This is a genomic window from Bacillus sp. FSL E2-8900 (assembly GCF_037966225.1).
Lineage (GTDB): Bacteria > Bacillota > Bacilli > Bacillales > Bacillaceae_G > Bacillus_A > Bacillus_A cereus.
In genome coordinates, this window is the sequence record NZ_CP150193.1 from 1,137,990 (window position 1) to 1,160,093 (window position 22,104).

The following is a 22,104-nucleotide window of genomic DNA, read 5'->3' on the forward strand; positions in this document are numbered from 1 at the left end:
GGAGAAAACCAGAGATATGAAGAGGATAAAGGAAAAGTAGTGAGGAGAACTCTCTAGTTTAGAAGGAAAGCAGATCAAGAATAAAAAGCATCTTCTTAAGATGGAAGAGAGGCTCGAACCGTGAATAGAAGCGGTTTGAGCCTTTTTATATTTAAGAGGTATGTTTCTGTTTCTTTTAATGAAAAATAACGTGAATAATGCGTTAGCTTTCTGTTTTATGCGAAATATATTCTAGACAAAAATACATTTATGTTTTAAAATTAGTACCAAGTCATAATAATTGATATAAAACGGAGGGCTGCGATGTGAACGTGGGCATTTTAGGGATCGGAAGATATGTGCCAGAAAAAGTAGTCACAAATCACGATTTAGAGAAAATAATGGAAACATCCGATGAATGGATTCGTACGAGAACGGGAATTGCAGAAAGACGCATTGCCGATGATACAATAGATACTTCATATATGGCCGTAGAGGCTTCTAAAAAAGCACTTGAAGATGCAGGAATTAGCGGAGAGGATATCGATCTTATTTTAGTAGCAACAGTAACACCAGATCGTGCTTTTCCAGCAGTTGCTTGTGTAATTCAAGAAGCAATAGGAGCGAAACATGCAGCTGCAATGGATTTAAGTGCAGCATGTGCCGGTTTTATGTACGGAATGATTACAGCGCAGCAATTTATTCAAACAGGAACGTATAAAAATGTATTAGTAGTTGGTAGTGATAAACTATCTAAAATTGTAGACTGGAACGATCGAAATACAGCAGTACTATTTGGAGACGGAGCCGGTGCTATCGTAATGGGAGCTGTTTCAGAAGGTAAAGGTGTTCTATCTTTTGAATTAGGAGCAGACGGAAGTGGCGGCAAGCACCTTTATCAAGACGAGTATGTTATGATGAATGGCAGAGAAGTGTTTAAATTTGCCGTTCGTCAACTTGGTGATTCTTGTCTTCGCGTTTTAGATAAAGCTGGTCTTACGAAAGAAGATGTGGATTTCTTAGTACCGCATCAAGCAAACATTCGTATTATGGAATCTGCAAGAGAGAGGTTAAATTTACCACAAGAAAAAATGAGTATGACGATTGAGAAGTTCGGTAATACATCAGCTTCTTCAATTCCGATTGCAATGGTAGAGGAATTGCAAAACGGACGTATTCAAGACGGTGATTTAATTATACTTGTTGGTTTTGGCGGCGGATTAACATGGGGAGCAGTTGCTCTTCGTTGGGGTAAATAAGGACTGAGAGAAAAAAAGGAGTGTATTTTGTATGGAAAAAAAGAGGGTCGTAATTACAGGACTAGGAGCTGTTACACCGGTCGGAACAGATGTTGAAACAGCGTGGGAAAACATTAAAAAGGGTGTATCTGGAATCGGGCGACTTACAAGAATTGATCCAGAACTATTTCCAGCAAAAGTAGCAGCGGAAATTAACGACTTTGAAGTCGAGAAATATATTGATAAAAAAGAAGCGCGCCGTATGGATCGCTTTACACAATATGCAGTAGCAGCAGCGAAAATGGCAGTTGCAGATGCAAAGCTTGAAATTACAGAAGAAAACGGACCTCGAATTGGTGTATGGATTGGATCTGGTATTGGCGGTATGGAAACATACGAAGAACAATTTAAGATTTTTACTGAGAAAGGCCCACGCCGCGTGAGCCCATTCTTCGTGCCGATGATGATTCCAGATATGGCAGCAGGTCAAGTATCAATCGCAACAGGAGCAAAAGGAATTAACACTTGTTCTGTAACGGCTTGTGCATCTGGTGCAAACTCAATTGGTGATGCATTTAAAGCAATTCAGCGTGGTGATGCTGATGCAATGATTACAGGCGGAGCAGAAGCGCCGCTAACAAGTATGGCATTCGCAGGATTTAGCTCAGCGAAAGCATTAACATTTAATGAAGACCCAGCAACGGCTTGCCGTCCATTTGATAAAAACCGTAGCGGTTTCGTAATGGGTGAAGGTTCAGGTATTCTAATTCTTGAAGAATTAGAGCACGCATTAGCACGTGGTGCTCACATTTACGCGGAAATTGCTGGTTATGGTGCAACTGGAGATGCATTCCATATTACAATGCCTGCTCCTGGTGGGGAAGGCGGAGTGCGCGCAATGCGTCAAGCTTTAGCTGATGCAGGCCTACAGCCAGAAGATATTGATTACATTAATGCGCACGGTACAAGTACGGATGCGAATGAAAAATATGAAACGATGGCAATTAAAGAAACTTTCGGCGAGCACGCGTATAAAGTAGCAATTAGCTCAACGAAATCAATGACAGGTCACTTATTAGGAGCAGCTGGTGCTGTTGAAGCGATTTTCTCTATTAAATCAATTACAGACGGAGTAATTCCTCCAACAATTAACTATGAGACACCAGATCCAGAATGTGACTTAGATTACGTACCAAATCAAGCGAGACACCAAGAAGTAAATGCAGTATTAAGTAACTCATTAGGATTTGGTGGTCATAACGCAGTGTTAGTATTTAAATCGTATAAATAATCGATAAAATAAGGAGTTTTTTCGCAATATATTGCGAAAAAACTCCTTATTTATTTTTACGCCTTTTTCTCCTGTAGCATATACATAAGAAAAAGGAGGGATAAAGATGGGGATTGTTGAAACAGCTGAATGGCTACATTTATATTATGGACGGCCAGAAAAACTTTGTGAGAAATTTACGAAGTATATTCCGTTGCCAAAAGAAAGGTTGTATCGCTTTTTAATTTCAAAAGGGATGTATCGCCCGATCATGCGCGGAGAAAAGGAAATTAAAGAATTAGAGGAAAAGGAAATTTGGAAAGAATTGAGCCTGGAGTATGATAAACTGAAAAATTGGTTAAAAGGTCCAGATGTCCCTGTCTTTATTTTATTATCAGATTCCTATAATCGAACTGTACAAGAAGAGTATAACGGTAGGGCTGGATTATCTATGCGTCATGTTATTTTCTTATTCGTATGTGGGCGGAATTCGGTAGAAGAATTAAAAGTGTTATTGGCGCATGAATATCATCACATATGCAGGTTACATCAAATTGAGACGAAAGAAACAGAATATACATTACTTGATACGATGATTATGGAAGGGCTAGCGGAACAAGCAGTAACAGAAAGGTATACAGAAAAAAACAATGCACCGTGGACGGCGTATCTTTCAAAAGAAGAGGCTGTTTATTATTGGAAAAATGTTGTACATGAAAGAATAAGTATAAAACGAGGAACAAGGGAACATGACATCTTATTAAATGGCTTTCACTCTTATCCGAAGATGCTTGGCTATGCGCTTGGATTTCATATTGTCAAAGATTGTGTAACTTTGGAAGGAGAAGATACACTTTCTTTATTATCTATAGATGCAAAAGAAATATTGAATAAAGCAAATACATTTCATATATAAAAAAACAGGAATTCTATTTCCTGTTTTTTTAGTATTAATAGAAGAAAAAATAATAATTAGAATATATTTCCTCAAGTGGAATAAAGTTAAGCAAAAATGAACATAATGATTGGTACAAACAGTAGTGAAGTGAGGGGTAGTGAATGTTATATCTACATGATGTATGGGTAAATTGGTTTGAAGGTGAAGAAAATGGGTATAACGTTTGTCATTTTTACGAATGGCGGAAAGATGATACGATTGAGCTATTAGATCAAGTGCCATTATTAAAAGTAGATGCCACATTATATCATTACATCGAGAACGAATTGTTAGAGCTTCCGCAAAAAATGCTGGAAGACGTACATCATAAGGCTTATATTCGTAAAAATCATGAACGTTTGCAGCAAGAGTATTGCTTTGTTGTTACAGATGGGAAAGGCATTATTGCCATTGACACAATTGGTTACAATGTACCAATTCGCAAAAGTAGACTTATACCACGCCAAGAGCAAATGGTATATGAGATGGTAGAAAACGTACAAGCAGAAAAGTATGAGTTCCAAGTAGAAGAAACAGAAAAAGAACATCACATTTTATCACCATCGCCTTTCATTATGAATGGCTTGACTCGTAAAGAAAGACAGCTAAAACAATTATTATTTATGGCGTTAGATCAATTACATACAACGAAAAATACAGCAGAAATTCGCTATTGGTTCACAGAGTGGGATCCATCAGCGTATGGAATGGTTCAACATATGGAATTTGAAGATATTTGGGCTAAGCTGTATGATGAAGCGAAAACAGGCTGGTCTGATAAGCACGAACAATTATGCGAGCGTCTCGTAAAAGGACAGCCATTTTTTGAAAAGTTATGGGAAATGGAAAATGAGCAAAAGGTAAATTAAAAAACCGCCAATTGGCGGTTTTTTAATTTTGTAGTAATCTAGTTCCACCGAACATTCTAAACGAGCCGCTTCCACTTTATGTAGAAATCCAGCTCCGGCTCCTAGCCCTTCGCGTCTAAGAACCTTCCCCACGAGAAGGTAAAAAGCACCTTCTGTGGGAAAGAACCTTAGCCGTCAAGGCTAAGCAGTCGCCTCCGCTTTATGTAGAAATCCAGCTCCGGCAGCGAGCTCTTCGTGTCTAAGAACCTTCCGCATAAGAAGACAAAAAGCGTCTTCTATGCGAAAGAACCTTATCCAGTCAGAGCTGAACGAGCTGCCTCCGCTTTATATGTAATCTAGCTCCGGCTCCTAACCCTTCGCGTCTAAGAACCTTCCCCACAAGAAGGTAAAAAGCACCTTCTGTGGGAAAGAACCTTAGCCGTCAGGGCTAAGCAGTCGCCTCCGCTTTATATGTTACCTACGTTTTCTGCTTAGTCCCATTGCGTTTTCTACTTTGCGTAGTTGTTTGAATGCAACGCGGTTTGCTTTTTCTGCACCTTTGTCTAGGATTTCGTCTAGTTCTGGTGAGTTGATTAGTTCGTTATATTTGTCTTGGATTGGACGAATAGCTTCTACGACTACTTGCGCTAGGTCGCCTTTGAAGTCGCCGTATCCTTTTCCTTCGTACATTGCTTCGATTTCTTCAACTGTTTTTCCAGAGAATGAAGAGTAGATTGTTAATAAATTAGAGATACCAGGTTTGTTTTCCTTATCAAATTTCACAATACCTTCAGAGTCAGTTACAGCACTCTTAATTTTCTTTTCAATTGTTTTTGGCTCATCAAGCATACTAATCATTGATTTTGGATTCGGATCAGATTTACTCATTTTTTTCGTAGGCTCTGTTAATGACATAACGCGAGCTCCTACTTTTGGAATGCGAATTTCAGGCATTGTGAAGATTTCGCGGTAACGTTTGTTGAAACGCTCTGCTAAGTCACGTGTTAATTCGATATGTTGCTTTTGGTCATCACCAACCGGCACGATTTCAGTGTTGTAAAGTAAAATATCAGCAGCCATTAATGGTGGATACGTAAGTAATCCAGCTGGAACTGAATCTCTACCAGAAGCTTTATCTTTATATTGCGTCATACGTTCTAATTCTCCAACGTAAGCAACAGATTGCATGATCCATCCTAGTTGAGCGTGTGCTGGTACTTCTGATTGTACAAATAAAGTAGCTTTTTCAGGATCGATGCCGCATGCTACATAAAGTGCAGCAAGACTGCGGATGTTTTTACGAAGCCCGACGGGATCTTGAGGTACTGTAATCGCATGTTGGTTTACAATACAGAAATAACAGTCGTGTTCATTTTGAAGCTCTGTAAACTGCTTCATTGCTCCTAAATAGTTTCCAAGTGTAATCGTTCCACTTGGTTGAATACCAGAAAAGATAACTGACATAAGTAATTCCTCCTAAAATAGAATGCGTGATGTGGGGAAGAGAAGGCAAACAAAAAAGCCCATTCATCCCAAAAACTATAGGGACGAATGGACCGTGGTACCACCCTAATTATTTCACTACTGTGAAATCTCTCTAATCCATAATAACGTTTGGATATAACGCCAAAGCCTACTACTTTCGGTTCGGTTTGGTGCTCAAAAGCCCATTCCATACTGTACAATTACTTGTTCACACCAACCACAAGCTCTCTGAAATTGCCTCAATATGTACTCTTCTTTATCATCGCATACATATAAATTTATTTATTGTTACTTGAGCTCTTTTAATATGAAAGAACTAAAGTTTTATAACAAAATGTTTTGCTGATTATTATATCATATGGGATAGTGTTTGCAAACTACATCAAAATAGTAAAGCTAATGAGGGTCGAGAACAACCCAAGGAAGATACCTGTAATACAAATTGGATATGTCCATTTGAATGAATATGTTTTATAAATACGTTCTTTCTTATCTGTAGGTTCCTCGACTTCTTCAATTAAAGAGTCAATCTTTTTGTTCGTACCAAATACTCTTTGGAATGCGTAAATGGTTACATTGAAAAAACCATTTTGAAATATGTATAAAAAACCGCCGATCAGAATAAAAAACAGTGCAATATAAAACAAAATGTTGACAAAGTTCAACAAAAATTGAGATGAAATGAGGAATGCACCAATACTAGAAGCAATCATCGCTATAAAAATTAGTATACAAGTATGAAAAAAAACTTTATTCAAAATATTCCCCTCCGTCAAAATATTACTAGAATTATTATACTATAAAAGCTATAATAAGTACTAGGATTAATTTTTTGAAAATTATACGCAATTAAAGGTCTGATTTTAAGATGATGGTAGCAATGTTAATGTATCCCTTTACGAAAAATTAAAAATATAAATATTTTATTAAAAATTTTAACAAAAAAACAAAAAACTATATTCACAATTGTTATATTATATGTATAATGAAAATTGTAGAAACTTGGAGATTATTCTTTCAATTCTACTTTTTAACAAGTGAGGGTACAGGAAGTGCAATTAGGGGAGGCAACACAACATGAAGAAAAAGATACCGTTATTACTTGCATCAACTTTAACTGCAAGTATGTTGCTTAGCGCGTGTAGCTACCAAAAAGATGACGCAAAAGCAAAAGGGAAAGAGAACGCTACGAGTAGTAGTAACGGAAAACAGATTCTTAATTTAACAGAGTTATCTGAAATTCCGTCAATGGATGCATCATTGGCATCTGATTCTTCATCTTCTACAGCATTAAATAATACGATGGAAGGTTTATATCGTATTGGCAAAGATCAAAAGAGAATGCCTGGAGTTGCAGAAGATGTCGAAAAGCTAGATGATGGGAAGAAATACATATTTAAATTAAGAAAAGATGCGAAATGGTCGAATGGGGAACCTGTAACAGCTAAAGATTTTGTGTATTCATGGAAAAGAGCAGTAAATCCAGATACAAAAGCAACGTATTCGTACATTATGTTCGATATTAAAAATGCAGAGAAAATTCATAAAAAAGAATTACCTGCTGACCAATTAGGTGTAAAAGCGATTGATGATTATACATTAGAAGTAGAATTAGACAATCCCGTTCCTTACTTTATCGATTTAACAGTTTATCCAGTATTTTACCCACTAAATGAAAACTTTGTAAAAGCACAAGGTGATAAATTTGGTTTAGAGGCAAATACAACATTATATAACGGTCCATTCGTTATGAGTGATTGGAAACATGAACAAAGTTTCCAATTCAAGAAGAATCCTTCATATTGGGATAATAAAACGGTTAAAATCGAAGAAATCAACTTTAATATTGTAAAAAATACAGCAACTGATGTAAATTTATATGAGACAAACGCGATTGACCGAGCGGCTTTAACGTCTGAATTTGTTGATAAGTTTAGAAAAAGTCCAGAGTTCCAAACAAGAAAAGAAGCAGGGGTTGCTTACTTAAGATTTAATCAAAGTAATCAGTACTTAAGTAATAAAAACTTAAGAAAAGCAATTTCAATGTCCTTTGACCGTGATAACATTGCAAAAGTTATTTTAAATAACGGTGCAATTGGAGCTTACGGATTTGTTGGAAAAGATTTCGCTGAAGGTCCGAATAAAAAAGATTTCCGAGCTGAAAATGGAAAGCTAGTTGAAACAAATCCAAAAGAAGCGAAAAAGCTTTGGGAAACAGCGAAGAAAGAGCTTGGAACTGATAAAATCGAACTAGAATTCTTAAACTTTGATAATGAAGATGCTAAAAAGGTTGGGGAATTCTTAAAAGGTGAGATGGAAAAGAACTTACCAGGTTTATCAATTAAAATTAAACAGCAACCATTCGCACAAAAAAATAAATTAGAAGATTCTCAGCAATATGATATTGCGTTTGGTATTTGGGGACCAGATTTCCCAGATCCAATCTCATATTTAGATATGTTTGTTACGAATGGTTCTCAAAATAAAACAGGGTATTCTAATCAGAAATATGATGAGTTAATCCTAAAAGCTAAAACAGATACAAAAGATTTACAAGCTCGCTGGGACAACCTTCTAGAAGTAGAGAAGATGTTAATTAAAGAGGATGCAGTTATCACTCCAATCTTCCAAAAAGGTTCAGCGTATGTAGTAAAAGGTGCCGTAAAAGATATTATCCCAATTAACTATGGTGGTAAATTAACTTACAAATGGGCATCTGTTGAACAAAAATAATCTTTTTTTCCATCGTTTACAAGGGTATATGCCTATGATGGGCATATGCTCTTATTTTAAAAAAATAAAAGTAAGAATATTTTAAACTATCTTATTGCTTTAGAGAAAAACGGGGAGGTGCTTGATATGGGACGTTATGTATTAAAACGTTTCGTGTACATGGCTTTGACATTATTTTTAATTACTACACTGACTTTCTTTTTGATGAAATTACTTCCGGGTTCTCCGCTTAAAAACCAGGAGAAGCTATCACCGGCACAAAAAGAAATCATTCTTGAAAAATACGGATTGAATGATCCGGTACCAGTTCAATACGCACGTTACTTAGGTAACCTAGCAAAAGGTGATTTAGGGGTATCATTCCAATATGATAACCGCCCAGTAACAGACATGATTGTGGATCGTATTGGACCATCAGCCCAATTAGGTTTACAAGCGATTATATTAGGAACATTTATCGGTTTAATTTTAGGTATTGTTGCCGCACTTCGTAATAATACGTGGGTAGATTATAGTGCAACAGTTATTTCGGTACTCGGAATGTCGGTACCATCATTCGTATTCGCCGCATTACTGCAATATTTCGTAGGGGTAAAACTTGGCTGGTTCCCAGTAGCATTCTGGAAAGGACCAGAGTTTACTGTAATGCCTACAATTGCATTATCGATGGGAGTTATTGCAACAATCGCACGTTTCTCTCGTGCAGAATTAATTGAAGTTATGCAAGCCGATTACATTTTAACAGCGAAAGCGAAAGGAATTAGCCAAGGCGTTATCATTGTCAAACATGCACTTCGTAACGCGTTAATTCCAGTTGTAACAATTTTAGGACCAATGGTTGCGGCATTAATTACAGGAACACTTGTTATCGAGCAAATTTATGCTGTACCAGGACTTGGGGAACAATTCGTTAAATCGATTACTTTAAATGACTATACAGTTATTATGGGAACTACGATTTTCTATAGTGCAATCTTCATTTTAGTTATTTTCATTGTAGATATTTTATACGGAATTATTGATCCTCGTATTCGTTTAGCGGGAGGGAAAAAATGATGAAAGATGTACAAAAATTATCTCCAGATTTATTTCAACAAGCCAATCAAAATAATGTTGATAATGAAGTCATTGCCCGTCCAAGCCTAACGTTTTGGCAAGATGTAAGAAGACGTTTATTCCAACATAAAGGTGCGATGCTTGGCCTTGTATTATTAGTTATCATTGCACTATTAGCGATTTTTGGACCGATGGTAAGTAAACACTCGTATAAAGAGCAAGATTTAGGTCGAGCGAAATTACCACCAAAAATTCCAGTTATTGAAAATGTTCATTGGTTACCATTTGACGGTACAGATCAATATGGTGTTGACCAATATGAAAAACGTGATATTAAAGAGTACTTCTGGTTTGGTACAGATGATCTTGGCCGTGACTTATGGACAAGAACATGGGAAGGTACACGCGTATCATTATATATCGCTCTTTTAGCAGCAGCAATTGACTTAGTAATTGGGGTTGCATACGGAGGTATTTCAGCATTCTACGGCGGTAGAGTAGATAACATTATGCAACGTATTATGGAGATTATTAACGGTATTCCATACTTAATCATCGTTATTTTAATGGTAATCATTATGGGATCTGGTATTTGGTCAATTACACTCGCGATGGCGATTACAGGTTGGATAGGGATGTCGCGTATTGTTCGTGGACAAATCTTAAAGTTAAAAAACCAAGAATATGTATTAGCATCTCGTACATTAGGTGCAACAAATACACAATTAATTGTGAAACATTTAATTCCAAACGTAATGGGACCTATTATCGTAATGACAATGTTTACAATTCCATCAGCGGTGTTTGGTGAAGCGTTCTTAAGTTTCATCGGTTTAGGAATTCAGCCGCCATTTGCGTCACTAGGTTCTCTTGTAAATGATGGTTATAAATCTATTCAAACGTATCCGCATATGATGTTCATCCCTGCGGTTGTCATCAGTATATTAATTTTAGCGTTTAACTTAATGGCAGACGGATTACGCGACGCGTTAGATCCAAAAATGCGTAAGTAAAAGAGGGGAGAGGCAAAGATGAAAACATTGTTAGAGGTAAAAGATTTACAAGTCTCCTTTGATACACATGCAGGTGAAGTACAAGCTGTACGCGGCGTTACTTTTGATTTGAAAAAAGGAGAAACATTGGCGATTGTAGGAGAATCTGGTTCAGGGAAATCAGTTACTTCTAAAGCGTTAATGGGATTAATTCCGAATCCTCCTGGACGCATTAAAAATGGTGAAATCGTATTTGAAGGTCGTGACTTAACGAAATTAACAGAAAAAGAAATGCAGCAAGTACGCGGTAAAGATATCGCGATGATTTTCCAAGATCCAATGACATCATTAAACCCAACGATGACAATTGGAAATCAAATTATGGAAGGTCTAATTAAACACCAAGGGATGAGTAAAGCAGATGCACGTAAAGTTGCTTTAGAATTAATTGACCTTGTAGGTATTCCAAATCCAGAAGCTCGTTTAAAACAATATCCTCACCAATTCTCAGGTGGTATGAGACAGCGTGTAGTTATTGCGATGGCGTTAGCTTGTAACCCGAAATTATTAATTGCCGATGAGCCGACAACAGCGCTAGACGTTACGATTCAGGCGCAAATTTTAGAACTTATGAAAGACATTCAGCAAAAAACAGAAGCAGCAATCATTTTCATTACGCATGACTTAGGTGTAGTAGCAAACGTTGCGGACCGAGTGGCAGTTATGTACGCTGGTAAAGTTGTTGAAATTGGAACTGTAGATGAAATTTTCTACAATCCGAAACATCCATATACTTGGGGTTTAATCGCATCTATGCCAAGTTTAGATGGTTCAGAAGAAGAGTTATATGCAATTCCTGGAACGCCTCCAGATTTATTGAAGCCGCCAAAGGGAGATGCTTTTGCACCACGTAACCCGCAGGCACTGAAAATTGATTTTGAAATGGACCCACCTTTATTTAAAGTAAGTGATACGCACTATGCGGCAACTTGGTTACTTCACGAGCAAGCTCCAGAAGTAAAACCGCCAGCAGTCGTTGAAAAACGCATTCTTCAAATGAAAGCAGGTGAACAACATGACTAAACAACGTGAGAAATTAATTGAAGTAAAAAATGTAAAGCAGCACTTCGACGTGAGTGGTGGTGTTGTCAAAGCGGTTAATGATATTTCATTTGATATTTACCGCGGAGAAACATTTGGTCTTGTAGGAGAATCAGGTTGTGGTAAATCGACAACTGGAAGAACGATTATTCGTTTATATGATGCAACTGCTGGTGAAGTATTGTTCGATGGTGAAAACGTACATGGTAAGAAATCACGCGCAGAACTGAAGAAATTCAACCGTAAAATGCAAATGATTTTCCAAGATCCATACGCATCATTAAATCCTCGTATGACAGTAGGGGATATTATTGCAGAAGGTATCGATATTCACGGACTAGCGAAAAGTAAAAAAGAGCGCATGGACCGTGTTCATGAACTATTAAACACAGTTGGTTTAAATAAAGAGCACGCAAACCGTTTCCCACACGAATTCTCAGGTGGACAACGTCAGCGTATCGGTATCGCTCGAGCGCTTGCTGTAGACCCAGAATTTATCATTGCCGATGAGCCGATCTCAGCACTTGACGTATCGATTCAGGCGCAAGTTGTAAACTTACTGAAAAAGCTACAAAAAGAAAAAGGTTTAACATACTTATTCATCGCCCATGATTTATCAATGGTAAAATACATTAGTGACCGTATTGGTGTAATGTATCGTGGCCAAATCGTTGAGTTAACAACAAGTGATGAATTATATGCGAATCCAATTCATCCATATACGAAATCACTATTATCAGCGATTCCACTTCCAGATCCAGATTATGAGCGCAATCGTAAACGTATCGTATATGATCCATCACAGCATAATTATGGTAGTGAAGCACCAACAATGCGTGAAATTCGCCCAGGACATTTCGTACTATGTTCGGAAGCGGAGTACAAGAAATATAAAGAGATTTATCAATAAGAAAAAGAGCCATTCTTCTGTTATGGAAGGATGGCTCTTTTTCTACTATATAAAAGAATTGTATACATTTGTCGGTCAGTCGATATATTTAAAGAATCGCCGATATAAATCTCATGTATCATTAGTGATATCCATATGCAAAATTACTGCACTTGAACAGAAACATTCTCCTCTTGTTCTTCAGGTTTAACAAGCGCATAACGCTCCCATGCTCTACTTTTCCAGCGGAAGAACATAATAATGGCACGTGTCCATTCGTCGATGGCGATTGCTAGCCAAATACCAACGAGCCCCATATCTAAATGAAAGGCGAAAAAGTAACCTAGTGGTAAACTCATTAACACCATAGAGAATGCACCGATTAAAACAGGATATTTTGCATCACCAGCTGCACGAAGCGAATTAATGATGACGATGTTCATCGTACGTCCCGTTTCAAGTAGTACACTTAGTAAAAGAACACTTGCGCCTAACCCGATAATGTGCGGATTATCTGTAAACAGTCCCATTAATTGTGTACGGAATGTAATAACGAGAGCGACCATACATAAAGTTACACCAATTGCCCATTTTACACTTTTCCACAAGCGTTCGTATGCTTCATCTTTTTCGCCACCACCAACGAGGCGGCCAATAATAATGGCTGTTCCCATACCAATTGCAATTGCAAATAAATAAGTGAACATGGAAATGTTAGTAGCGTATTGTCTAGCAGCTAATGATTCCGTTCCTAAGTACGTTGCGTAATAAAGGAAGACGATTTGACAAGCTTGATACATCACTTGTTCAAATGCAGATGGAATGCCAATTTTTAAAATTTTCCCAATGTATTCTTTGGATAAAGTGAAGTAATATTGTAATTTCACACGATATTCCATAACGCGGTATAGTAACCAGAAGAAAACAATAAGTGCGATCAATCGACTGATAGCGGAAGAAATTGCAGCCCCTTGTACACCGAGCTCAGGGAAACCAAATTTACCGAAAATGAGTACGTAGTTTCCAGCGATATGAATCATATTCATTCCGAGTGAAATAAACATCGCTTGCTTTGTAAAACCGTGTACACGGATAATTGCGGCTAATGAGTTAATAATAGCTTGTAGGAAGATGGCTCCTCCGACGATAGATAAGTAGTTTTGCGCATACGTTAGTACATCGCCTTGTAAGTTCATTGCGAGCATCATATGTTTCGAAAATAAAAGAAAACCAGCGCTTATAACGAGCCCAACTATTAAATTTAATGTGACGGCTAATGCTGATATTTTAGATGCTTCCATAAAGCGTTTGGAACCGAGGTATTGAGATACGACGATAGCTGCGCCGTTCCCGATGACTTCTAGTACCAAAATAGCGATATGGAGGTATTGATTCGCTGCACCAACCCCAGATACAGCATCGTCTGATAATGCACTTAACATGAAAGTATCAGCGATCCCCATTAACATAAAAAGAAAAACTTCTAGAAAAATAGGCCATGTTAATAAGAATAAACTTAATTTCTCAGTAGGCCCGTTTTTTGCCTGAATTGCTGCCATGTCCGTCCCCTCTTTACCGATATCTATTTTTAGCAAAATGTATCGTAACATACTTTCTTAACCTTTGCACTCATTTTAGCCTACATATTTTTATTATGAAGAGAGTGCTATTTTATGATAAAAACAAAAGGATAATTATACATAAAGTATTATGAGATATAAAATTCATTTTTCTCTGATAATTTAGAAAAGTATAAAAAATATTGTTTTTAACACTTTAGTAAGAATAATCAGCAATATGAAACGTTTACAAAGATTTATTTTTTAACAGGAAATTTTAATGAAATAGAAATATAAATATACAAAAAATATATTTGTGTGTATAATATGAATTATTAGAACATATATATATTTCTTTCTGTTTGAAAATGAAAGGGCTAACATTTTTGTGGAGGGTGGAAGTATGAAAAAAAAGATGCCAGTTTTTGTAGTATCAACAGTAGCAATGAGCATGATGTTAGGGGCATGTAGCTACCAAAAAGATGAACCGCAAGCGAACGCAAAAGGGGATAGCGGGAAAAGCGGTGCGAAGCAAGTTATTAACTTAATTGAAACGCAAGAAATTCCAACGATGGATCCAGCGTTATCAGCTGATGCAGTTTCTTCAAGAGTAATGGGTAATACGATGGAAGGCTTATACAGTTTAGGAAAAGATGATAAGCTAGTTCCTGGTGTAGCGAAGGAATTCCAAAAATCAGAAGATGGTAAAAAATATACATTTAAATTACGTGAAGACGCAAAATGGTCAAATGGTGATCCTGTGACGGCAAAAGATTTCGTATACGCATGGCAAAGAGCGATTAACCCAGATACAGCTGCGAAATCAGCGTACATTATGTATGATATAAAAAATGCAGAGAAAATTAATAAAAAAGAGATGAGTCCGGATCAATTAGGGGTAAAGGCGATTGATGATTATACATTAGAAGTGGAATTAGATAATTCAATTCCATACCTTGTAGATTTAATGGTATATCCAATCTTCTATCCTGTGAATGAAAAGTTTGTGAAAGAGCAAGGTACGAAGTTTGGTTTGGAAGCGAATACAACGCTTTATAACGGACCATTTACATTAAGTGATTGGCAACATGAACGTAGCTTTAAAATGACAAAGAGCGCGTCATATTGGGACAATAAAGAAGTGAAGATTGAAGAAGTAAACTTTAATATTGTAAAAGATACATCTACGCCAATTAACTTATATGAAACAAATGCAATTGATCGAGCGTCGTTATTAGCGGAGTTTATTGATAAATATAAAGGAAAACCAGATTTCCAAACAGTAGAAGATACATCTGTATTCTTCCTTCGTTTAAATCAAAAAGATCCAGCTTTAGCAAATAAAAATATTCGTAAAGCAATTTCACTTGCTTTTGACCGTAAGCCATTCGTGGATACATTATTAAATAACGGTTCTAAGCCAGCAACAGGATTAATTCCTGATAACTTCATTAAAGGACCAGATAAAAAAGATTTCCGTGCTGTAAACGGGGATATTGTAAAACCAAACGTGAAAGAAGCGAAGAAATATTGGGAAGCTGGTAAAAAAGAACTTGGTAAAAATGAAATCGAATTAGAATTATTAAATGAAGATGTAGAGTTATCAAAGAAAACTGGTGAATATTTAAAAGGTGAATTAGAAAAGAATTTACCAGGTTTAACAGTAAAAATTAAACAACAACCATTCGCACAAAAACTAAAATTAGAAGATGCGGGCGATTATGTCATGTCATTCTCTGGATGGAGTGCGGACTTCCCAGATCCAATTACATATCTTGATATGTTTGTAACAGATGGGTCACAAAATAAGATGAAGTACTCTAATCCAAAATACGATGAAATCATTATGAAGGCGAAAAAAGATGGAAGCGATGTAAATGCTCGTTGGAAGAACTTATTAGAAGCAGAAAAAATGTTACTTGATGATGCTGCGATTGTTCCAGTATATCAACGTGGTAGAGCATATTTACAAAGAGATTCAATTAAAAATATGTATAACCATAAATATGGCGGCGATTTAAGCTTTAAATGGGCGTCAGTAGAGAAATAAGAAAAAAAGCAGGCGATCGCCTGCTTTTTTTAATACGTTCGTTTCTTATAAATGCCTTTTCCGCCAACTTGGTTCCAGCCAGATTGTACACCCAAACTTTTGTTAACAAACTTCATTTTTTCTTTTCCACCAAAGAGCTTTTCGCCGATGCTATTTGTAATGACACCAATCAATGCTGTTATTCCGATGATGAGGGCAGCAACCGTAATAAAATCAATAAAAAAAGCAATCATTTGAAAACTCCCCCTTTGCCTGTCTGTATGTTTATTGTATGAGATAAAAAATGAAAAAGAAAGAAATGTCAGAAAAATATTTAATTTACTTTAGAAATCGTGTAGACAGGAGGGAGGATATTTGTTAAAATAAGAACAAATGTTCCTTTTTATTCTCATTTGTATAGTCTTACATTTCTTAATTGATTTATCAAGAAAAAGTAAGAAAACGTTCTCTTTTTCATAGGGAAGATTATAGATAAATAACTATATATTATATGAAAAATCTATGAGAAGTGAGTAGTAAAAGGATTGAAAGTTATTGTTAAAGTACAGCTGAAGTGAGCGTAATCATGTTACATAGCAGTGAAATGCACGGAAGAGTTTTCTCAACTAGCAGGAAATTTACTGTATATTTCTTGCAAAATCTATTGTATAATGATTATAGAAGTTACTTATTAAAAGTAATTGTTGTTTATTATAAGTTGTTGCTTACATGAAATGCGATTTTTGTACTTTTCAATAAGACAAGTTATCGCGAAAAATTGCTGAAGTTAGAAATTAAAACTGTATTTAGTACAGAATTTGTACTCTTTAAGGAGAGTGAGCTTTGTATGGTAACATTATATAGTTCTCCAAGCTGTACGTCTTGTAGAAAGGCGAAATTATGGCTAGAGGAAAATCATATTCCCTATACAGAACGTAATATTTTCTCAGATCCATTAACGATTGAGGAAATTAAAGAGATTTTACGTATGACAGAAAGCGGAACGGATGAGATTATTTCTACTCGTTCGAAAGTTTTCCAAGAATTGAATGTAAACTTAGAGTCTTTACCACTTCAAGATTTATATAAGATGATTCGTGACTATCCAGGGATTTTACGTCGTCCAATTATGATTGACGAGAAACGCCTTCAAGTTGGTTACAACGAAGACGAAATTCGTCGTTTCTTACCACGTACAGTAAGAACGTTCCAATTACGTGAAGCACAACGTCTTGTAAATTAATTATAATAATATGAAAACCTTCTACCTATTATATAGTAGAAGGTTTTTTTTAATGTTTCACATTGCGTAATCGAACTTGTTGTACGATAAAGCCGATGCATAAAATAGTGAAAATGAACAAATAAGGAATGCTTGTAGTGAAACTTGGATTGTTATGAAAAAAGGTTGCAAGTCTGTCTTCATGTGTAACCATTTTTCCTGCAGTATAGGCAAGAATCGCTGCCCCGCAATAAATGAGGAATGGAAATCGTTCCATAAGTATTAAAATAAGTTTGCTGCCCCAAATAATAATCGGGATAGAAATGAGTAAGCCGATTATGACGAGTAAAAATCTCCCGTGAGCTGCACCTGCAATGGCAATAACATTATCAAACCCCATAACGAGATCCGCGAAAACAATTGTCCGCACAGCTTGAAATAAAGTTGTTTTTCCTTGAATAGAAGAAAGATCGTTGCTATTATCGGTTAATAAATTGACTGCAATTAATGTAAGTAAAACCCCGCCAATCAATTGTAGAAATGGAATGTCGAGTAAATAGACAGCTAGTATAGTAAGGATGATTCTTAGTACAATCGCTAAAAGAGTACCGATCAAAATAGCCTTATTTCGTTTCGATTCAGGTAAATTTCGGCTAGCTAGTGCGATGACGATTGCATTGTCACCACCTAATACAACATCGATACCGACAATCATTAGTACGGATGTTAAAAACTCTAAGTCCATTCGTCTGCCTCCATTTATGATGTTTTAATAAGCGAACTATATGTATGTGATGAAGAAAGTTGTTGTTAAATAATCTCTTCTAATAGAAGTTTCACTTTATTACAGTGTACGGGGGAATGTGGAAATGTATGTCCAAATTTTTTGTAAGTAAGAAATCGCTATAATAATATATTTATGTAGTTTATCGAGGAAAGATAGGCATATAACTATTTTTGTAAAATAAATCGATTTTATTTCCATTCTGGAGAATCTTATCATAAAATGAGAGTACAAGGATCTATTGATTTGTCATATGAGTGGGGAATCCCTTCATAACAATTCTAAGCAGGAAGGGAGAGTTGTATTTTGGATATTGAAAGAATTAATGATCATACGATGAAATTTTTTATTACGTACATTGATATAGAGGATAGAGGATTTAATCGTGAAGAAATTTGGTATGATCGCGAACGAAGTGAAGAGCTCTTTTGGGAGATGATGGACGAAGCTCGTGATCATGACGATTTCTTTATTGATGGGCCGTTATGGATTCAAGTGCAAGCAGTCGATAAAGGGATTGAAGTACTTGTCACGAAAGCAGAGCTTTCAAAGGACGGGCAAAAGCTGGAACTACCGATAGGGGTAGACAAAATTATAGATATTCCTCTAGATGAAGGCATCGAATCATTATTCCAACAAGAATTAGTCGAAGAGGTAGAAGAACAAACAGGAACAAACTTTAATGAAGATGGTACGTTTGGCTTTTTAATTAAATTTAATGATTTTGAAGATGTCATTTCATTAAGTCATCGTCTTATCTTTGAAGATATAAAAGATGAGCTGTATTCATTTGAGGACCGCTATTATGTATATGTGGAATTCGATGAAGTGCTACATGATGAAGAAGAAATCGATCGTATTTTAAGTATTATTTTAGAATATGGAGAAGAATCAACTTTAACAATTCATCGTGTAAGTGAGTATGGAAAACAAATTGTGAAAGAGCATGCGCTTGAAACGATTCGCAATAATTTTCCTGCTAAAACGTAGGCCGATTTCTGTAGTATGAAATCGGCTTTTTATATGAAGAATAGGAAAGCTTTCTTAGTTAGGAGGTAAGAGATGAAAAATACGTTAAAGCTGATTTTCTTTATACTGCTATTGTTCGCATTATTTGTTTCGTTACGTATGTTTATTGATGTAGCATTTTATTCAGATGTGATTGGGATAAAAGATGTTTCGATTTTAGGTATTATTAGTATTTTATTTACAGTATCTGCGTTTTTAATTGGTTGCGTTATTTTCTTAGAAAATCGACATCCATCTAAAACACTTACATGGTTAATTGTTTTAGGAATTTTTCCGGTATTTGGTTTCTTTGCTTATTTATTATTTGGACAAAATTTTCGAAGAAAAAGAATGTTCCAAAAGAAGGCGTTACTTGATGAACAGGCGTTTTTACAATATAAAGGGCATGAAGATTACGAAGAACGAATTTTACGCAATCATAAGCATCAAGAACTGTTATTTCGTTTAGCGGATCGATTAGGAGCTTTAAATATTTCATTTCAAACTGAAACGAGGACATTAACAAATGGAGATGAAACGTTTCGGGCTATTTTAAATGGGTTAAAACGAGCGAAACATCACATTCATATGGAATATTACATTGTGCGTGATGATAAATTAGGAACAGAAATTAAAGATATTTTAATACAAAAATCGAAAGAAGGCGTTGTTGTTCGCTTTTTATATGATGCGGTTGGAAGTTTTAAGTTATCGAAATCGTATATTGAAGAATTAAACGATGCAGGTGTAGAAATGATTCCATTCTTTCCTGTGCGCTTTCCGATTTTAAACGATAAGATTAATTATCGAAATCATAGGAAAATTGTTGTGATTGATGGGAACGAAGGGTTTGTAGGCGGATTAAATATCGGTGATGAGTATTTAGGGAAAAATAAATATTTTGGCTTTTGGCGAGATACGCATTTGTATTTACGTGGTGAAGCGGTTCAAAGTTTACAACTTATTTTCCTTCAAGACTGGTTTTATATGACTGGAGAGGCTGTGCTAGCCCCTGAATATTTACAAGCAAAAGCAGTTGAGGGTGATCATTGGGGAGGAGTGCAGCTAGTTGCAGGTGGCCCCGATAATAAGTGGGAAACGATTAAGCATTTATATTTCGCAATGATCGCTTCTGCTCGGAAATCAATTTGGATTGCAACGCCGTATTTTATTCCGGATGATGATATTTTATCCGCATTAAAGGTTGCTGCACTTGCTGGTATTGATGTTCGTTTATTAATGCCGAGTAAACCGGATAAGCGTACTGTCTTTTACGCATCGAGATCGTACTTCCCAGAGCTTTTAGATGCAGGAGTAAAGATATATGAATACGAAAAAGGTTTTCTTCATAGTAAAATTGTCATCGTTGATTCTGATTTAGCTTCAATTGGGACAGCTAATATGGATATGAGAAGTTTTCATTTGAATTTTGAAGTAAATGCCTTTTTATATGATACAGATAGCATTCGAAAACTTGTTCAAGACTTTAAAGATGATTTAGAAGAATCAAGTGAAATTCATGGTGATCATTTTCATAAAAGACGTCTTCATAGACGAATTGTTGAATCAACGTACCGATTATTATCACCTTTATTATAAAAAGAGATGTCCGAAATTGGGACATCTCTTTTTTAAAAGGAATTTGTAACAAATTGTAGAATATAAGGAGCTGAAAGGGTGTGATTACGATATTTATCGCTAAAAGAGAAAACGGTGAAAAAATTCATTTACTCTATAATTGTAATGAAGAGCTTTTGCGCCGTATGCGTCAACAAGAACGATTCTTTTGTGTAGCTTGCGGAAAGGAAGTGCAAATGAAATTAGGGAAACAAAAAAGTTGGCATTTTGCTCATAAAAAAGTGGATTCATGTCTTGCCTTTTATGAAGCGGAATCAAAGTATCATATGCATGGTAAAGAATTGTTATATAGATGGTTCAAACGTCAAAACTTTCAGGTGGATATAGAGTACTACCTCCCAGAAATTAAGCAACGACCAGATGTTTTTGTAGAGAGGGCGGGTAGAAAAATTGCAATTGAATACCAATGTGCAAACCTCGCTATAGAGCAGCTGTACAAAAGAACATATTCGTATTGGCAAGCTGGTATACAGGTCATTTGGATCGTTGGTGGAAATCAATTGAAAAAGCAATCTGCATATTGGATGAAATTTTCCTCACTTATGGCTTTCTCCTTACAATCTTATCCTCAGCCACTTCTTATTTTCTTCTGTCCGAAACAAAAATCATTTATGAAATGTGCATTTGTCACTCCCTTTTCTACAAATGTTTTTTTCTCACATACTATATATTTACCAACTGATGCGACTACTTTTGAAATGCTTTTTTCTCCTGTTCCTTTCGGGAAAGAAAGATTGGGTGAAGAGTGGAAGAAGAGAAAGAAAAACTTTCGCCAAAATGCCTTACCGATTTGGAATTATAATTATAAGTCATTATTACGCCTCTTATATCAATTTAAATGTACCCCAGCGAGCTTTCCTTCTGAAATTGGTGTTCCACTCCCTTCTGCATTTGCTTTTCAAACAAACCCATTTATATGGCAAGCTTTTCTATATATGAAGTGTATAGGGGAGCTTGCAGTGGGAGAGTGTATTTCTCTTCAATACGTGTGTAGTTATGTAAAAAGGTATACGAAAAGGAGGATACTTCCGTACTTTTCGCAGCACATATGGAAAATGGCAGTTACTGAATATATGACATTTTTATGCTATATAGGTGTTTTACGTAAAGTGGGAACTTATACGTACCGAAAAATAAGGGATGCCGTGATGTTAAAAACAGAGGAGGAAATTATGAAACATGATGAGATTTGCTTAATACATGCGCTATCTTTATTTGAGGCAAATTTTAACATGAGAGGAGGAAAAGCGGATATAATAAAGAATGATTGTGAAGGAATTACATAAGAAAAAAACGAATTGTACTTAAGTAGAGATATTTAAAGGAGGGCTTAAAG

General features: G+C 36.0%; 19 protein-coding genes and 1 other annotated feature. Of the genes, 14 read left to right on the forward strand and 5 right to left on the reverse strand.

Annotated elements, in window-relative coordinates; all coding sequences use genetic code 11:
* Positions 1-305: 305 nt before the first annotated feature.
* The 4 genes from fabH to NST90_RS05880 all read left to right on the forward strand — a co-directional run bounded on the left by fabH (position 306) and on the right by NST90_RS05880 (position 4,293).
* Positions 306-1,238 (forward strand): beta-ketoacyl-ACP synthase III, encoded by a 933-nt coding sequence (gene fabH, locus NST90_RS05865; protein ID WP_001100545.1) that lies wholly within the window; start codon positions 306-308, stop codon positions 1,236-1,238.
* A gap of 31 nt (positions 1,239-1,269) precedes the next feature.
* A complete protein-coding gene (gene fabF / locus NST90_RS05870; protein WP_000412656.1) occupies positions 1,270-2,508 on the forward strand; it encodes a beta-ketoacyl-ACP synthase II in 1,239 nt (412 codons plus the stop codon).
* A 106-nt stretch (positions 2,509-2,614) separates the two neighbouring features.
* On the forward strand, positions 2,615-3,403 hold the full coding sequence (locus NST90_RS05875) for a DUF2268 domain-containing putative Zn-dependent protease (protein ID WP_000513277.1): 789 nt from the start codon (positions 2,615-2,617) through the stop codon (positions 3,401-3,403).
* A 143-nt stretch (positions 3,404-3,546) separates the two neighbouring features.
* Positions 3,547-4,293 (forward strand): YjbA family protein, encoded by a 747-nt coding sequence (locus tag NST90_RS05880; RefSeq protein ID WP_000966127.1) that lies wholly within the window; start codon positions 3,547-3,549, stop codon positions 4,291-4,293.
* Between the two features lie 453 nt (positions 4,294-4,746).
* Here the strand turns inward: NST90_RS05880 and trpS are convergent, their stop codons facing one another.
* Both trpS and NST90_RS05890 read right to left on the reverse strand, forming a co-directional pair.
* A complete protein-coding gene (gene trpS / locus NST90_RS05885) occupies positions 4,747-5,736 on the reverse strand; it encodes a tryptophan--tRNA ligase (protein ID WP_000110982.1) in 990 nt (329 codons plus the stop codon).
* A gap of 76 nt (positions 5,737-5,812) precedes the next feature.
* Positions 5,813-6,029: a binding site (T-box leader), on the reverse strand.
* Positions 6,030-6,134: 105 nt separating this feature from the next.
* The gene (locus tag NST90_RS05890; protein WP_001044997.1) at positions 6,135-6,515 is read right to left on the reverse strand and encodes a DUF3899 domain-containing protein; all 381 of its coding nucleotides are present in this window, start codon (positions 6,513-6,515) and stop codon (positions 6,135-6,137) included.
* 319 nt (positions 6,516-6,834) lie between these two features.
* On the opposite strand from NST90_RS05890, the gene NST90_RS05895 reads away from it, so the two are divergent.
* The 5 genes from NST90_RS05895 (at position 6,835) to NST90_RS05915 (ending at position 12,549) form a co-directional block, all read left to right on the forward strand.
* Positions 6,835-8,490 carry a peptide ABC transporter substrate-binding protein gene (locus NST90_RS05895; RefSeq protein WP_000727217.1) on the forward strand — a complete coding sequence of 552 codons (1,656 nt, stop codon included), beginning with the start codon at positions 6,835-6,837 and terminating at the stop codon, positions 8,488-8,490.
* 126 nt (positions 8,491-8,616) lie between these two features.
* Positions 8,617-9,546, forward strand: a complete 930-nt coding sequence (gene opp3b / locus NST90_RS05900; RefSeq protein ID WP_000534167.1) for an oligopeptide ABC transporter permease — start codon at positions 8,617-8,619, stop codon at positions 9,544-9,546.
* Positions 9,543-10,559, forward strand: a complete 1,017-nt coding sequence (gene opp3C, locus NST90_RS05905) for an oligopeptide ABC transporter permease (RefSeq protein WP_000974106.1) — start codon at positions 9,543-9,545, stop codon at positions 10,557-10,559. Before opp3b ends, opp3C begins: the two co-directional genes overlap by 4 nt.
* Positions 10,560-10,577: 18 nt before the next feature.
* Entirely contained in the window at positions 10,578-11,621 is a 1,044-nt protein-coding gene (locus tag NST90_RS05910) for an ABC transporter ATP-binding protein (RefSeq protein WP_000854346.1), read from the forward strand.
* Complete coding sequence (locus NST90_RS05915; protein WP_000166348.1) at positions 11,614-12,549, forward strand: ATP-binding cassette domain-containing protein; 936 nt, start codon at positions 11,614-11,616, stop codon at positions 12,547-12,549. Before NST90_RS05910 ends, NST90_RS05915 begins: the two co-directional genes overlap by 8 nt.
* A 143-nt stretch (positions 12,550-12,692) precedes the next feature.
* Here NST90_RS05915 and NST90_RS05920 read toward each other — a convergent pair whose 3' ends face one another.
* Positions 12,693-14,138, reverse strand: coding sequence for an MATE family efflux transporter (locus NST90_RS05920; protein WP_009327244.1), 1,446 nt, complete (start codon positions 14,136-14,138; stop codon positions 12,693-12,695).
* Positions 14,139-14,490: 352 nt separating this feature from the next.
* Between NST90_RS05920 and NST90_RS05925 the strand changes: the two genes are divergently transcribed.
* Positions 14,491-16,137, forward strand: coding sequence for a peptide ABC transporter substrate-binding protein (locus NST90_RS05925; RefSeq protein ID WP_000728609.1), 1,647 nt, complete (start codon positions 14,491-14,493; stop codon positions 16,135-16,137).
* A gap of 29 nt (positions 16,138-16,166) precedes the next feature.
* Here NST90_RS05925 and NST90_RS05930 read toward each other — a convergent pair whose 3' ends face one another.
* Positions 16,167-16,370, reverse strand: a complete 204-nt coding sequence (locus NST90_RS05930) for a hypothetical protein (protein WP_000559972.1) — start codon at positions 16,368-16,370, stop codon at positions 16,167-16,169.
* A gap of 593 nt (positions 16,371-16,963) precedes the next feature.
* On the opposite strand from NST90_RS05930, the gene spx reads away from it, so the two are divergent.
* Positions 16,964-17,359 (forward strand): transcriptional regulator Spx, encoded by a 396-nt coding sequence (spx, locus tag NST90_RS05935; protein WP_000258267.1) that lies wholly within the window; start codon positions 16,964-16,966, stop codon positions 17,357-17,359.
* Between the two features lie 49 nt (positions 17,360-17,408).
* Here spx and NST90_RS05940 read toward each other — a convergent pair whose 3' ends face one another.
* Positions 17,409-18,083, reverse strand: a complete 675-nt coding sequence (locus NST90_RS05940) for a TerC family protein (RefSeq protein WP_000362607.1) — start codon at positions 18,081-18,083, stop codon at positions 17,409-17,411.
* A gap of 345 nt (positions 18,084-18,428) precedes the next feature.
* Here NST90_RS05940 and mecA point away from each other — a divergent pair, with 345 nt between their 5' ends.
* From mecA to NST90_RS05955, 3 genes are all read left to right on the forward strand, one after another.
* A complete protein-coding gene (mecA, locus tag NST90_RS05945; RefSeq protein ID WP_000350713.1) occupies positions 18,429-19,112 on the forward strand; it encodes an adaptor protein MecA in 684 nt (227 codons plus the stop codon).
* 72 nt (positions 19,113-19,184) lie between these two features.
* Complete coding sequence (locus NST90_RS05950) at positions 19,185-20,729, forward strand: cardiolipin synthase (protein WP_000799194.1); 1,545 nt, start codon at positions 19,185-19,187, stop codon at positions 20,727-20,729.
* Between the two features lie 80 nt (positions 20,730-20,809).
* Positions 20,810-22,054 (forward strand): competence protein CoiA family protein, encoded by a 1,245-nt coding sequence (locus NST90_RS05955; RefSeq protein ID WP_000628315.1) that lies wholly within the window; start codon positions 20,810-20,812, stop codon positions 22,052-22,054.
* Positions 22,055-22,104 lie beyond the last annotated feature (50 nt).

Coding starts and splice junctions, on each gene's coding strand:
- fabF (WP_000412656.1), top strand. CDS start 1,270: ATGGAAAAAAAGAGGGTCGTAATTACAGGACTAGGAGCTGTTACACCG.
- NST90_RS05875 (WP_000513277.1), top strand. CDS start 2,615: ATGGGGATTGTTGAAACAGCTGAATGGCTACATTTATATTATGGACGG.
- NST90_RS05880 (WP_000966127.1), top strand. CDS start 3,547: ATGTTATATCTACATGATGTATGGGTAAATTGGTTTGAAGGTGAAGAA.
- trpS (WP_000110982.1), bottom strand. CDS start 5,736: ATGTCAGTTATCTTTTCTGGTATTCAACCAAGTGGAACGATTACACTT.
- NST90_RS05895 (WP_000727217.1), top strand. CDS start 6,835: ATGAAGAAAAAGATACCGTTATTACTTGCATCAACTTTAACTGCAAGT.
- opp3b (WP_000534167.1), top strand. CDS start 8,617: ATGGGACGTTATGTATTAAAACGTTTCGTGTACATGGCTTTGACATTA.
- opp3C (WP_000974106.1), top strand. CDS start 9,543: ATGATGAAAGATGTACAAAAATTATCTCCAGATTTATTTCAACAAGCC.
- NST90_RS05910 (WP_000854346.1), top strand. CDS start 10,578: ATGAAAACATTGTTAGAGGTAAAAGATTTACAAGTCTCCTTTGATACA.
- NST90_RS05915 (WP_000166348.1), top strand. CDS start 11,614: ATGACTAAACAACGTGAGAAATTAATTGAAGTAAAAAATGTAAAGCAG.
- NST90_RS05920 (WP_009327244.1), bottom strand. CDS start 14,138: ATGTTACGATACATTTTGCTAAAAATAGATATCGGTAAAGAGGGGACG.
- NST90_RS05925 (WP_000728609.1), top strand. CDS start 14,491: ATGAAAAAAAAGATGCCAGTTTTTGTAGTATCAACAGTAGCAATGAGC.
- NST90_RS05930 (WP_000559972.1), bottom strand. CDS start 16,370: ATGATTGCTTTTTTTATTGATTTTATTACGGTTGCTGCCCTCATCATC.
- spx (WP_000258267.1), top strand. CDS start 16,964: ATGGTAACATTATATAGTTCTCCAAGCTGTACGTCTTGTAGAAAGGCG.
- NST90_RS05940 (WP_000362607.1), bottom strand. CDS start 18,083: ATGGACTTAGAGTTTTTAACATCCGTACTAATGATTGTCGGTATCGAT.
- NST90_RS05950 (WP_000799194.1), top strand. CDS start 19,185: ATGAAAAATACGTTAAAGCTGATTTTCTTTATACTGCTATTGTTCGCA.